This window comes from Nisaea sp., assembly GCF_034670185.1.
In the GTDB taxonomy this organism is placed as follows: Bacteria; Pseudomonadota; Alphaproteobacteria; order Thalassobaculales; family Thalassobaculaceae; genus Nisaea.
In genome coordinates this window covers 1,665,959-1,677,738 of sequence record NZ_JAXMNY010000001.1, presented here as the reverse complement: position 1 = coordinate 1,677,738, position 11,780 = coordinate 1,665,959, and the positions used below count along the sequence as shown (strand labels likewise).

Below are 11,780 nucleotides of genomic sequence, written 5' to 3'. Positions count from 1 at the left end.
GCTTTCTTGCAGGTCGGGGCACTTGCATACCGGGGAAGGACCGCAATCCTAGAGCAGTTCGTTGTCTCTATTCAACAAATCGACCGAGTCTGACTGCTGTCAGGCCGAGGCTCAGGCGCCGGGATGGCATGACGAGGACGCAATTGTCGTGCGGCGTTCGTATGGGTTTATCCCCGTCGAGGCCGATTTCCGTCCCCGCCCTCGGGATAATTTCCATGCCGACATAGTCATCGTGAAATAAGAAGGAATCCGTCGTGACGGTGATCGCATCCGTGATCTCGATGACGGTTTGCGCTGGGGCTGTGGGTAGGCCGGCATGGCGCTCCAGCAGATCGTCGTCGATCATGTCCATGGCATGCAGGAAACGATAGGTGACGTCTACCGCAACATCGGCGGCGGCGCGGGACCAATGCTGGCCACATTCGACCAGCAGGGAGCTGCGAGGGTCCCCGGGATCGTTGAAGAAGCTGTAATCGCGCATTCTGCGGCCGGAAGCATGGCCCGCATCTTGAACGATCAGGCCCGGTGCGCCGACCCTCTCGGCGAGTAGCGGGCCTTTCTCGTGGCGTCCGGCCAGGACAAGTGGCTCGGTTGCATTCTGCATGGAATGGATGTCGAGAAGGAAGTCTGCTTCATCCACGATAGGACGGATTTCACGCGCTCTTGCCCGTTCAAGACTATGGGTATCGCTATCCAGGATATCGAGATCCCAGACCCGGTTGAAATCCTCATCGATGAATCTCGAGAATGCCGGATAATCAGCCCGGAATTCAGCGTTGGCTGCCACGTTGCAAAAACCGAGCGTAAGCGATCCGACACGTGGTCGAACGTCGTTCTGGAACAGGTGATCCAATGCAATAGCGCCGCAAAGCTCGTTTCCATGGACGAGGGCGGTGATCAGGACTTTCGGGCCAGGGATGCCGGAGTCGAATGTGGTGAAAAAGGATACGCCGCGATTGCCATCGCGATAGGCCGAAATGTCCGGAGCCTCTATTTCCACGGGATAGTGGATCGGGGCGGTTGCCCGGACGATGTCAGACATACGCGACTTCCTTGATCGGTGCGATCCGAGCAGGCAACCGGATTAATCTATGATGGTAAACCGAAGACTTTCCCGGCGGCAAGTTGCCTGGCCTCGGTTTGGCGAGTCCAGAGCTCTTGCCGCGTCTCATTTTATCGGCCATTCTCCCGTGATCAAAATGGCACCGGGCAGGTATCAAGCCGGGGCAAAATCAAATTGTGATTATTGAACAGGAGGCAGGGATGAAGGCACTGCGCAAGCTAGGCCTAGCGGCCGTGGCGTTGTCCGCGATGACCGCAAATGTGATGGCGGCCGATATCGTTATTGGTATCCGGTCCGAGCCGTCCTCAATGGACCCGTATTTCCACAACCTGACACCGAACAACGCTATGATCGGACAGGTGTTTTCTCGTTTGGTCGACTTCGATTCGAAGCAGCAGATTTTTGGCAGCATCGCCGAGTCGTGGAAAACGGTCAACGACACCACTTGGGAATTCAAGCTGCGTAAGGGGTTGAAATTCCACGATGGTTCCGACCTGACGGTTGATGACGTTATTTATTCCTTCGAGCGCGCTGATGGCTATGAAGGCGGCAATTCCAGCTTCCGGACCTACACCAAGGGTAAGAAGCTGGTGAAGGTCGATGATCTGACTTTGCATATCGTCACCGAAAGGCCGTATCCGCTGATGGCAAACGACATGACGACGGTCATGATCATGTCGTCGGAAGCCAAAGGCACGGATAGCTCCGGCAAGAACAAAGGGATCTCGGCGAAGGACTTCAATGACGGCACCGCGACAGTCGGTTCGGGTCCCTACAAGTTCGTTGAATGGAAGAAGGGTGAGCATATCATCCTCGAGAAATTCGATGGATATATCGGCGAGATTGCTCAGCCCTGGGACAAGGTGACCTTCAAGTTTATCAAGTCCGAGCCGGCCCGCGTGGCGGCACTGCTTGCCGGTGATGTTGATGCCATCGACAACGTGCCGACGATTGATGTGGAGCGTCTGAAGAAGGACCCACGGGTTACTCTTAGCTCCGGTATCTCAAACCGCGTGATCTATCTCCACCTGGATCAGTTCCGCGAGGACTCACCTTTTGTGACGGCCAAGGACGGCAGCAAGATTAAAAACCCGCTGCTGGACCCGCGTGTCCGCAAGGCTCTGTCCAAAATGATCAACCGTGAAGCGATCGTGAAGCGGGTGATGGAAGGCGTTGCCATTCCTGCAGGACAGTTGCTGCCGGAAGGATTTTTCGGCGTTTCACCTAATCTCGAGGTCGAAGCCTATGATCCGGCCGGTGCCAAAAAATTGCTGGCGGAAGCGGGCTATCCCGATGGCTTTGCTCTAACCATCCATGGTCCGAACGATCGTTACATCAACGACGCGAAGATCCTGGAAGCGATCGGTCAGCTGTTTACCGGTAATGGTATCCCGACCAAGGTCGAGACCATGACCAAGAACATCTTCTTCAAGCGTGCCTCCTCTGGTGCGGAGGGTCTGCCGGAATTCAGCCTCGTGCTGGTCGGCTGGGGCTCTGGCACCGGTGAGGCGTCCTCGCCGCTGAAGTCGCTTCTCGCAACACACGACAAGTCCAAGGGTATGGGGGCGTCCAACCGCGGCCGTCACTCCAACCCCAAAATGGATGCTATGTTGCTTGAAGCTCTCGCGACGGTGGATGATACCAAGCGCGCTGGACTTCTTGCGAAAGCAACGGACATGGGCATTGGAGAAGATCAGGGCATCATTCCTCTCCACTACCAGGTCAATACTTGGGCCACGAAGAAGGGCCTGAAATACAATCCGCGCACTGACGAGCGTACGCTCGCATCTGACTACGTGCCGGAATAAAGAAATGCGGATTGCAGCCGGGCTTTTTAGCCCGGCTGCGTTCTTCAACATGCTGGTGTTGGGATAAAGAATGACCGTCTTCGTCATTCGCCGCCTTTTGCAGGCGGCTCTGGTTGTACTTATCATGTCGCTGCTTGTGTTCGGCGGCGTGTTTCTTGTGGGCGACCCCGTCGAGATGCTGGTCGCGGATGACGCGGATCAGGCAGAACGTGAGGCAATCATCAAGTCCATGGGACTGGATTTGCCATTCTACATTCAATATCTGCGCTTCATCGGGAACGCCTTGCAGGGGGACATGGGGAACTCATTCGTGTTCCAGGAGTCCGCGATGCACCTGATCGCAGAGCGTATGCCGGCTACGTTTGAGCTGGCATTTGCCGCGCTTTTCATCGCCGTGGTGTTCGGTATTCCGCTCGGCATCTATGCCGGCTTGAACGCCAATTCCTGGATTTCCAAGACCATCATGACCACCTCGATCCTCGGCTTCAGTCTGCCGACTTTCTGGGTCGGCATCATGATGATCCTGTTCTTTGCTGTGATCATGGGATGGTTGCCATCCTCCGGCCGGGGCGAAACCGTGGATGTCTTCGGTATTCAGTTGAGCTTGTTCACGCTTGACGGCCTGTCACACGTTTTTTTGCCGGCGGTCAATCTCGCGCTTTTCAAACTCTCGATGGTTATTCGCTTGGCCCGTGCTGGAACCAGAGAAGTGGTGCATCAGGATTACATCAAATTTGCCCGGGCCAAAGGGCTCAGCGATACACGGATCATCGGGGTTCATTTGTTCAAGAACATCATGATCCCGGTGGTGACGGTGCTCGGGCTTGAGTTCGGCGGTCTGGTTGCGTTTTCGGTTGTGACCGAAACGGTTTTCGCCTGGCCTGGAATGGGCAAGCTGCTGATCGACTCAATCAATTTCCTCGATCGGCCGGTGATCGTCGCTTATTTGATGTTCGTCGTGGTGCTGTTCGTCGTGATCAACCTCATCGTCGATGTGCTCTATTCGGTGCTCGACCCGCGTGTTCGTCTTCAGGAGATGAAGTCATGAGCGCCGTTCAGGAAAATACAGATAACGGTGCAGCGGGACACAGCCAGTCCGCTGTGGAAGTCGAAACGCCCTTCCGCCGTTTCGTCGCCGATTATATGGAAAACAAGATCGCCGTGTTCGGCGCGATCAGTGTTTTTGTTGTGGTCTTGATAGCGTTATTCGGGCCGCTCATTGCACCGACCGACCCGTATGACCTCGCGTCCGTCACGTTCATGGACAACAAGCTTGCTCCGGGCGAGCAGATGGGGAATGGCGTGACTGCCGTGCTCGGCACCGACGGTCTGGGCAGGGACATGGTGAGTGCCATGATCTACGGATTGCGGATCAGCCTGGGCGTCGGTATCGGCAGCGGTATCATTGCGCTGCTGATCGGCGTGACCTTCGGGCTCTGCGCGGCCTATTTCGGTGGCAAGGTCGACACCGTGATCATGCGCATCGTCGATATACAGCTGAGTTTTCCTGCCATCCTCGTGGCTCTGGTATTACTCGCGACTTTGGGCAAGGGAATCGACAAGATCATCATCGCGCTCGTCGTGGTGCAATGGGCCTATTACGCGCGAACGGTGCGTGGATCGGCTCTGGTTGAGCGTCGGCGTGAGTATATCGAGGCGGCAACTTGTCTAGGCCTGTCCAAGCGTCGTGTCATATTCCGGCACATGCTGCCGAACTGTCTGCCGCCGCTGATCGTGGTCGCCACCATGCAGGTTGCGCATGCGATCTCGCTGGAAGCGACGCTGTCCTTCCTTGGTCTCGGCTTGCCGGTGACGGAACCGTCGCTGGGCTTGCTGATTGCGAACGGGTTTGAGTACATCATGAGCGGTTTATACTGGATCAGCGTCTATCCGGGGCTGGCCCTGCTGTTCACGATCGTTACGATCAATCTCGTCGGCGACCGTCTGCGCGACGTTCTCAATCCCCGTCTTCAGAAGTAGGTCCAGGTCAGATGAGCGATCAGGCGACCCTCGAGGTCCGTAATCTCCAGACCCATTTCTTCACCAAAGCCGGTGTTGTGAAAGCGGTCGACGACGTCAGTTTCTCCGTTGGCAAAGGCAAGATCCTTGGACTCGTTGGCGAGTCCGGCTCGGGCAAGACGGTGACGGGATTCTCCATTCTCGGGTTGGTGGACGAGCCGGGCCGGGTGGTAGGAGGCGAGATCCGCTATCGCGGGGAAAATCTCGTCGGTGCCAGTCAGGAGCGGATGCGGCAGTTGCGTGGCAACAACATTGCCATGATCTTCCAGGATCCGATGATGACGCTGAACCCGGTCCTGCGTATCGACACGCAGATGATCGAGGCCATCAAGGCGCACCAGAAGGTGAGCGACGACGAAGCGCGCCAGCGCTGCCGCGATGCGCTCGGCCAGGTTGGTATTCCTGCACCGGAAGAGCGGCTGAAGAGTTATCCGCACCAGTTCTCCGGCGGCATGCGTCAGCGCGTTGCGATTGCCATCGCGTTGCTGAACAAGCCGGAACTGATTGTTGCGGACGAGCCGACCACGGCGCTCGATGTGACGATCCAGGGCCAGATCCTTTACGAGGTGCAGAAGCTCTGTGCGGAGACAGGCACGGCGATGATCTGGATTACCCACGATCTTTCCGTCGTTGCTGGGCTCGCGGATGAGGTGGCGGTGATGTATGCCGGCCGCGTGGTCGAGTCCGGCGAGGTGGACGGCGTGCTGGACGCGCCACAACACCCTTACACGGCGGGCCTGATTGGGTCCGTGCCGAGCCGGAATGCCCGCGGCAAGCGCTTGCAGCAAATTCCGGGCATGACCCCGTCTCTGCTCAATCTGCCGGTCGGTTGTGCCTTCAAGACACGCTGCAGCTATTCCACTCCGGTTTGCGAGACCGCGCCGGTTCTGTCCGAGGTTGCCGGGGGCCGACAGGTCCGGTGCCATCATCCGCTCGCGACTGAGGCGGTCTAGACCCATGACAACACAAATGAAGAAGCCTGCCGCCGCGACCGATACACCGATCCTCCAGCTGGACGGTATTTCCAAGCGCTTCGTGAAGCATCTCGATCTTGCCGGCAGGATCGGCCAGAAGCTGGGAGCCAATGTGCGCGACGAAACCGTGCACGCGGTCGACAGTGTGTCGCTGTCCATCGCCGACGGTGAGGTGGTCGGTCTGGTCGGCGAGTCCGGCTGTGGCAAATCCACGCTCGGTCGCGTCGTCGCGGGAGTACATGAGCCGAGTGAAGGCCACATGTTTTATCGCGGCCAGGACGTGACGGAGCTGAGAGGGGCCGAAGCCCGTGAAGTGCAGCTCAAGATCCAGATGATCTTTCAAGACCCGATGAGTTCGCTCAATCCGCGGCTGCGGGTCCGCGATATCATTGGCGAGGCGCCGCTTGTGCATGGCATCGTCTCGAAAGGAGAGCTTGATGAGTACGTCGAGAGCGTGATGCTGCGGGTCGGTCTCGACCCGAGCTATATAAAGCGCTATCCGCACCAGTTCTCCGGCGGGCAGCGGCAGCGCATCGGCATCGCCCGGGCGCTTGCGGTGAAACCGGATTTCCTGGTTTGCGACGAGTCTGTCGCCGCCCTCGATGTCTCGATCCAGGCGCAGGTTCTGAACCTGTTCATGGATCTGCGCGAGGATCTCAACCTCACCTATCTCTTCATCAGCCACGATCTGGGCGTCGTCGAGCATCTGAGTGACAGGGTCGTCATCATGTATCTCGGCCGCGTGGTCGAGAGCGCGCCGACGGACGAGCTGTTCCGCGAGCCGAACCACCCCTACACCAAAGCCCTTCTCAGTGAAGTGCCGCGGCTTGACACACGGAAGCGCAAGTTCGTTCCGGTCAAGGGCGAGATCCCGTCGCCGATTGATCCGCCGCCGGGATGCCATTTCCACCCGCGTTGCCCGCATGCGATCGAGCGCTGCCGTGTCGAACAACCGGCACTCCGGGAGATTGCGCCCGGACGGATTTCCGCCTGCCACCTGAATGATGGTCTCTGAGCCGTCGAACACGATCCGGATCCGCCGGGTAGACGGCGTTCTGACAGAACGCCACCCGGTTTCCGGCGCGGTGCCGATCCTGTTCGACTCGCCCCATTCAGGGCGCACCATCCCGCATGACTTCGTGACGGCGGTCAGCTTGGCGGAGCTCAGGACCGGCGAGGACGCATTTGTGGACGAGCTGGTTTCAGGATGCCTCGACCACGGCATCGGACTGGTGCAGGCGGAGTTCCCCCGCACATATATCGATGCCAACCGCGCCGTCGACGATATCGACGAGGAGCTGCTGGCCGGCCCGTGGCCCGATGGAGCCAATCCGACGGACAAGAGCGCGCGCGGCATGGGGCTCATCCGCAAGCATATCCTGCGCAATGTGCCGCTTTATTCAGAAGCGCTGTCAATCGAGGAGGTTGCCGCACGGATTGCGGTCTTTTATCAGCCCTACCATGATGCCGTCCGGGAAAGCCTCGACCGGCTGCATGCACGGCATGGTGCGGTCTGGCATGTCGACTGGCATTCCATGAAGCCTTACGGCAATCCGATGAATGTGGATGACGGCCAAGCGCGGCCGGACTTCGTGGTCAGCGATAGTGAGGGCGAGACGGCGGATGCCGATCTCGTCGAAGCCGTCGCAAGCTGGCTCGGGGCGCGAGGGTATGATGTTTCAGTCAATGATCCCTACAAGGGCGCGGAAATGATCCGCCGCTATGGCGCGCCGTCGGAAGGACGCCATTCCATTCAGGTAGAGATCAACCGGCGGCTTTATCTGGACCCGGACCGGATGAGGAAAACTGAAGGGTTCATCCGTTTGAAGGAGGATCTGGATGCATTCTCGGCATGGCTTAGCGGGCATGTGCTACCCGTTTAAAAGGCGGTCGAACCAATGCCAGTCCGGAGGCTATTTCTCGCCTAGGGCTTTGCGGTGCGCTTCTTCGATCCGCTGAAGATTCTCGATGTGCTCCTGAGCCTTTTTAGCAGTTCGCAGATATTGCGCTGCGCGCTTTTTGCGTTCCTCGACATAGGCCTTGAGATCGTCTTCGCTGGTCTGCGTAGTTTCGTAACTATCCCAATAGTCGGTCATGACTCTTTCCCAGGAGGTTCATGCCATATTATTTTTAAGTCTAGCCGCTACATCATTCGGGCTAATCGGTAACCAATTCGTTAATTTAGCTCGGATGTATGCATTTCGACAACGAAAGAAACGTGGGCGTTATCTTTCAGCTATCTGAAATGCTTATATAAAATTTGCAATAATTGGCGTTGATGATGCCTATATGGGGAGTCTGGCGTCCTGTCGTGCAAGGATGCCCATGGCTGCTGAAATCAAGCCTGCGGTTGCCAGGCCGCCAAGGCCGTCAATATCCGCTTCTGGAACGTATTCGACGAAATCCATCGCTGCGATACGGCCTTTCCTAGCGGCTCCGGTCATCAGATCCAGAACATGATGATAGGCGAGGCCGCCGGGAGTTCTTCCAATTACACCCGGTACGATGGACGGGTCGAGGGCATCGACATCGATACAGACGATGATGTTCGCGCCATCGGGAATGCATGCCAACGCAGGCTCGACACCTGACCGGTGGATGTCGTGTGCCGTCACGAATGCGGCGCCCCAGGCGATAGCATCAGCATGGTCGTCGGAATGGGCGGAGCCGATGCCGCGGGCGCCGACCTGCACGATACGCTCGATATGGGGCATCTCCGATGCGCGACGCATGGTCGATGAGAGGCCTAATTCCTCATCCATATGGGATTTGCGCCAATCGATATGGGCGTCGATCTGCAGCTCGCTATAGGTCTGCCCGGTGGCCGAAAGAGCCTCCAGCATTGGGATAGGCACGGAATCGTCGCCGCCGACCAGAATTGGCACCGCGCTTTTGCCGACGATCTTCCTGATTGCGTCCTGGATCACTGTCCGGTTCCGCGCGAAGTCAGTTTCATTGAATGGCAGATCGCCACAATCGACGGCGCGGCGGCTGCCAGCCGGAAAGACAGGTCCACCCAGATCGAAATTATGCCGGTCGATATTTGCGGTCAGCGATGAGGTGGCTTTTCTCAGCGCGTCGGGCGCGTTCCGGCAATAGGCGCCAACGCTGCCGTACGGTGTAGCGCCCGGAGCGCCGATGTAGGCCGAGGATGCATCCATCCGATCCAGATCGTCACATTTTTCCAGCCCGAGAAAGGTTGAGGCGGGCGTCGCACCGAAAAGGGCGCCGAGATCGGGTTTTCCGGTCATGTCATGCTTCCGTCAGGGGTGAGGCAGAGGAAACGGCAGAGCGGCTTCAGGGAGCAAATTGTTCCTTCAGGACCCGTTCCTCCAGATTGTGTTGGGGATCATAGAGCAAGGTCAAGGCAACGGTCCGGTCCTCCCGGACGCGCACCCGGACGATATCCCGTACCTCGGTCGAGTCCGCGGTGGCGCTGGTCGGCCGTTTGTCGGGGTCGAGGACCTCGAACTCGATTTTTGCCTCATGCGGCAACAGCGCGCCGCGCCAGCGCCGGGGGCGGAAGGCGCTGATCGGGGTGAGGGCAAGGACACCGGCGCCGAGCGGAACGATCGGGCCGTGGGCGGAGAGGTTATAGGCTGTGCTGCCGGCGGGCGTGGCTATAAGCACGCCGTCACAGACCAGCTCTTCCAGCCGAACAATCCCGTCGACGGTGATCCTTATCTTCGCGGCCTGAGCTTTTTGTCTGAGCAACGAGACTTCATTGATCGCCAGGGCCCTGGTCACCGTGCCATCCCGGGATTCTGCATCCATGCGGAGAGGGTGCAGTGTGACCTGCTGCGCCGCGGAGATGCGCTGCTCGAGATCCTCTTCCAGATACTCATTCATCAGGAAGCCGACTGTGCCGCGGTTCATACCGAAGACTTTCAGCGGCCTCTCGAAATTATCCCGCAAGGTTTCCAGCATGAAGCCGTCGCCACCAAGCGCGACAATAACATCGGCATCTGCAGCTGAATGGTTCCCGTAGCGCTTGGTCAGCGCGGTGAACGCGTCCTGCGCATCCGGTGCTTTCGAGGAAGTGAAGCAGATTTTCATTCGGGCCAATCCGATTGAAAGCCGGTCAAAGCGACGATAAGCGAGAGGAGAACTCGCTTCGAGCTTTATTCGTCCGGCCGGACTATGCATGATCCGACCTTGCGCGGCCACGGAAAGATAGGGCGCCTCAAGAAAGTATAATAAGGGAAAATGGCATGAAACGCAGTCGACATCTCCACATTGCCGCTGCCCTCTGGATCGTCGTGGCGCTGCCTTTCGCAACCCTGCTCGGGCAGGATGCCGATGCCTCGGAAAGACATGCAGGATACTATTATCCGGAAAGCGTGACTGAAGAGCATTACGTCTCGCATGCACAGAAGATCCCCGCTGCCACGAGGGAAAGCCGTCTGGCCTTTGTCTCGGGCGTGGCCAAGAGCGCCAGCGAGCGTCCTTATCCGCCGCAACGGGCAATGTTTGCCAAGGGGGATGACGCCAACAAGCTGATCGTCGTCAGCCTCTACGATAACCACATGACCACGCTCGCTCAGGCGCGTGCCATTCTGGCGATGATGACGGGGGTGGCACGGACGACCAAGATCCTGCGTGACCTGCAGGTCGAGTCGATCTTCAATTTTCTCGATTTCTGCAAGATGCTCGGATTTACCGAACTGACGATCAGCGACGGCCGGACCTACGCGCACCGTTTCATTCTGGAGTGAATTGCTGCAGTGACAGCTTCGTGACGTACTAAGGTCGGTTTATCCGCCAGTCACGCTCATGTGGCGGCTGACGGCAGGGCCGTTGTTGCGCCTGTCGATGATGAAGTCGTGGCCCTTCGGCTTGCGACCGATGGCTTCCTCGATGGCGGCGACCAGAGGTTCGTCGCTCTCGCTTGCCCGCAGCGGCGCGCGCAGATCCGCGGCGTCGTCCTGGCCGAGGCACATATAGAGGGTACCGGTGCAGGTCAGGCGAACCCGGTTGCAGCTCTCGCAGAAATTATGGGTCAGCGGGGTGATGAAGCCGAGCCTGCCGCCGGTCTCGCCGACATCGACATAGCGGGCAGGGCCGCCGGTTTTGTATTCGTTGTCCGTCAAGGTGAAACGCTCGGCGAGCTTCGCCCGGACCATGGAGAGGGGTAGGTACTGATCGACCCGATCCTCGCCACCGATATCGCCCATTGGCATGACTTCAATTACGGTCATGTCGTAACCGTTATCGCCGCACCATTGCAGCATGTCGCCAAGTTCGACGTCGTTTACCCCCTTGAGTGCAACGGCATTGATCTTGACCTTGAGGCCAGCACGCTTGGCAGTCTCGATGCCTTCCAGCACCTGATCCAGCCTGCCCCAGCGGGTGATGGCCTTGAACTTTTCCGGGTCGAGCGTGTCGATCGAGACATTCACCCGGCGCACGCCGCAATCGTATAGTTCGTGTGCGAAACGGCCAAGCTGACTGCCATTTGTTGTGACCGTGACTTCTTCCAGCGCGCCGCTCTCGAGATGGCGCTGCATGTTCCGGAACAGGCTCATGATGTTCCGGCGGACCAGCGGCTCACCACCTGTGAAGCGCAGCTTTCTGACACCAAGGCCGACAAAGGCCGAACACATCCGGTCCAGCTCTTCCAGGCTGAGAATGTCTGACTTCGGCAGGAAGGTCATGTTTTCGGACATGCAATAGACGCAGCGGAAATCGCAGCGATCCGTCACTGAAACCCGAAGATAGCTGATGTCACGCCCAAACGGATCGAGCATTGATCCTCCCTTATGGTCGCCTGAGTCGTTTACGGAGACCGATATGTCCCGACAGATATAGCGCTCAGCGTTCCCGGCTTCAATATCGCGCTGAAATTCTCCGGCGTCGACAGGACGATTTACCGCGATGCGGATTGCCTGGACCGCGCCGTCTGCCCATAGTTAGCTT

Annotated in this window: 12 protein-coding genes; 7 read left to right on the top strand and 5 right to left on the bottom strand. The window is 58.2% G+C overall.

Translation table 11 applies throughout. The annotated features are described in order from the left end of the window. Positions 1–67: 67 nt before the first annotated feature. A complete protein-coding gene (locus tag VOI22_RS08015; RefSeq protein WP_323795988.1) occupies positions 68–1,042 on the bottom strand; it encodes a succinylglutamate desuccinylase/aspartoacylase domain-containing protein in 975 nt (324 codons plus the stop codon). A gap of 221 nt (positions 1,043–1,263) precedes the next feature. Between VOI22_RS08015 and VOI22_RS08010 the strand changes: the two genes are divergently transcribed. The 6 genes from VOI22_RS08010 to VOI22_RS07985 all read left to right on the top strand — a co-directional run bounded on the left by VOI22_RS08010 (position 1,264) and on the right by VOI22_RS07985 (position 7,747). Beyond that, entirely contained in the window at positions 1,264–2,871 is a 1,608-nt protein-coding gene (locus VOI22_RS08010) for an ABC transporter substrate-binding protein (RefSeq protein WP_323795987.1), read from the top strand. A gap of 70 nt (positions 2,872–2,941) precedes the next feature. Beyond that, positions 2,942–3,919, top strand: coding sequence for an ABC transporter permease (locus VOI22_RS08005; RefSeq protein WP_323795986.1), 978 nt, complete (start codon positions 2,942–2,944; stop codon positions 3,917–3,919). Continuing rightward, entirely contained in the window at positions 3,916–4,851 is a 936-nt protein-coding gene (locus tag VOI22_RS08000; protein WP_323795985.1) for an ABC transporter permease, read from the top strand. The genes VOI22_RS08005 and VOI22_RS08000 overlap by 4 nt, the downstream gene beginning before the upstream one ends. 11 nt (positions 4,852–4,862) lie before the next feature. After that, positions 4,863–5,843: an ABC transporter ATP-binding protein gene (locus VOI22_RS07995; protein WP_323795984.1), complete on the top strand. Its 981-nt coding sequence runs from the start codon at positions 4,863–4,865 to the stop codon at positions 5,841–5,843. Between the two features lie 4 nt (positions 5,844–5,847). Further along, positions 5,848–6,879 carry an oligopeptide/dipeptide ABC transporter ATP-binding protein gene (locus VOI22_RS07990; protein WP_323795983.1) on the top strand — a complete coding sequence of 344 codons (1,032 nt, stop codon included), beginning with the start codon at positions 5,848–5,850 and terminating at the stop codon, positions 6,877–6,879. Then, on the top strand, positions 6,866–7,747 hold the full coding sequence (locus VOI22_RS07985; protein WP_323795982.1) for an N-formylglutamate amidohydrolase: 882 nt from the start codon (positions 6,866–6,868) through the stop codon (positions 7,745–7,747). The genes VOI22_RS07990 and VOI22_RS07985 overlap by 14 nt, the downstream gene beginning before the upstream one ends. A gap of 30 nt (positions 7,748–7,777) precedes the next feature. Here the strand turns inward: VOI22_RS07985 and VOI22_RS07980 are convergent, their stop codons facing one another. The 3 genes from VOI22_RS07980 to VOI22_RS07970 form a co-directional block, all read right to left on the bottom strand. Further along, positions 7,778–7,960, bottom strand: coding sequence for a hypothetical protein (locus VOI22_RS07980; protein ID WP_028464582.1), 183 nt, complete (start codon positions 7,958–7,960; stop codon positions 7,778–7,780). Between the two features lie 189 nt (positions 7,961–8,149). Beyond that, a complete protein-coding gene (locus VOI22_RS07975; protein ID WP_323795981.1) occupies positions 8,150–9,115 on the bottom strand; it encodes an arginase family protein in 966 nt (321 codons plus the stop codon). 46 nt (positions 9,116–9,161) lie between these two features. After that, positions 9,162–9,920, bottom strand: a complete 759-nt coding sequence (locus VOI22_RS07970; protein WP_323795980.1) for an NAD kinase — start codon at positions 9,918–9,920, stop codon at positions 9,162–9,164. A 155-nt stretch (positions 9,921–10,075) separates the two neighbouring features. Between VOI22_RS07970 and VOI22_RS07965 the strand changes: the two genes are divergently transcribed. Continuing rightward, positions 10,076–10,579 (top strand): molybdopterin-guanine dinucleotide biosynthesis protein A, encoded by a 504-nt coding sequence (locus tag VOI22_RS07965; protein ID WP_323795979.1) that lies wholly within the window; start codon positions 10,076–10,078, stop codon positions 10,577–10,579. A 39-nt stretch (positions 10,580–10,618) separates the two neighbouring features. Here VOI22_RS07965 and moaA read toward each other — a convergent pair whose 3' ends face one another. Then, positions 10,619–11,611 (bottom strand): GTP 3',8-cyclase MoaA, encoded by a 993-nt coding sequence (moaA, locus tag VOI22_RS07960; RefSeq protein WP_323795978.1) that lies wholly within the window; start codon positions 11,609–11,611, stop codon positions 10,619–10,621. Positions 11,612–11,780: the final 169 nt, after the last annotated feature.

Bases quoted from the DNA above. Each gene is read 5' to 3' on its own strand.
- VOI22_RS08015 (WP_323795988.1), bottom strand. From the start codon at position 1,042: ATGTCTGACATCGTCCGGGCAACCGCCCCGATCCACTATCCCGTGGAA.
- VOI22_RS08010 (WP_323795987.1), top strand. From the start codon at position 1,264: ATGAAGGCACTGCGCAAGCTAGGCCTAGCGGCCGTGGCGTTGTCCGCG.
- VOI22_RS08005 (WP_323795986.1), top strand. From the start codon at position 2,942: ATGACCGTCTTCGTCATTCGCCGCCTTTTGCAGGCGGCTCTGGTTGTA.
- VOI22_RS08000 (WP_323795985.1), top strand. From the start codon at position 3,916: ATGAGCGCCGTTCAGGAAAATACAGATAACGGTGCAGCGGGACACAGC.
- VOI22_RS07995 (WP_323795984.1), top strand. From the start codon at position 4,863: ATGAGCGATCAGGCGACCCTCGAGGTCCGTAATCTCCAGACCCATTTC.
- VOI22_RS07990 (WP_323795983.1), top strand. From the start codon at position 5,848: ATGACAACACAAATGAAGAAGCCTGCCGCCGCGACCGATACACCGATC.
- VOI22_RS07985 (WP_323795982.1), top strand. From the start codon at position 6,866: ATGATGGTCTCTGAGCCGTCGAACACGATCCGGATCCGCCGGGTAGAC.
- VOI22_RS07980 (WP_028464582.1), bottom strand. From the start codon at position 7,960: ATGACCGACTATTGGGATAGTTACGAAACTACGCAGACCAGCGAAGAC.
- VOI22_RS07975 (WP_323795981.1), bottom strand. From the start codon at position 9,115: ATGACCGGAAAACCCGATCTCGGCGCCCTTTTCGGTGCGACGCCCGCC.
- VOI22_RS07970 (WP_323795980.1), bottom strand. From the start codon at position 9,920: ATGAAAATCTGCTTCACTTCCTCGAAAGCACCGGATGCGCAGGACGCG.
- VOI22_RS07965 (WP_323795979.1), top strand. From the start codon at position 10,076: ATGAAACGCAGTCGACATCTCCACATTGCCGCTGCCCTCTGGATCGTC.
- moaA (WP_323795978.1), bottom strand. From the start codon at position 11,611: ATGCTCGATCCGTTTGGGCGTGACATCAGCTATCTTCGGGTTTCAGTG.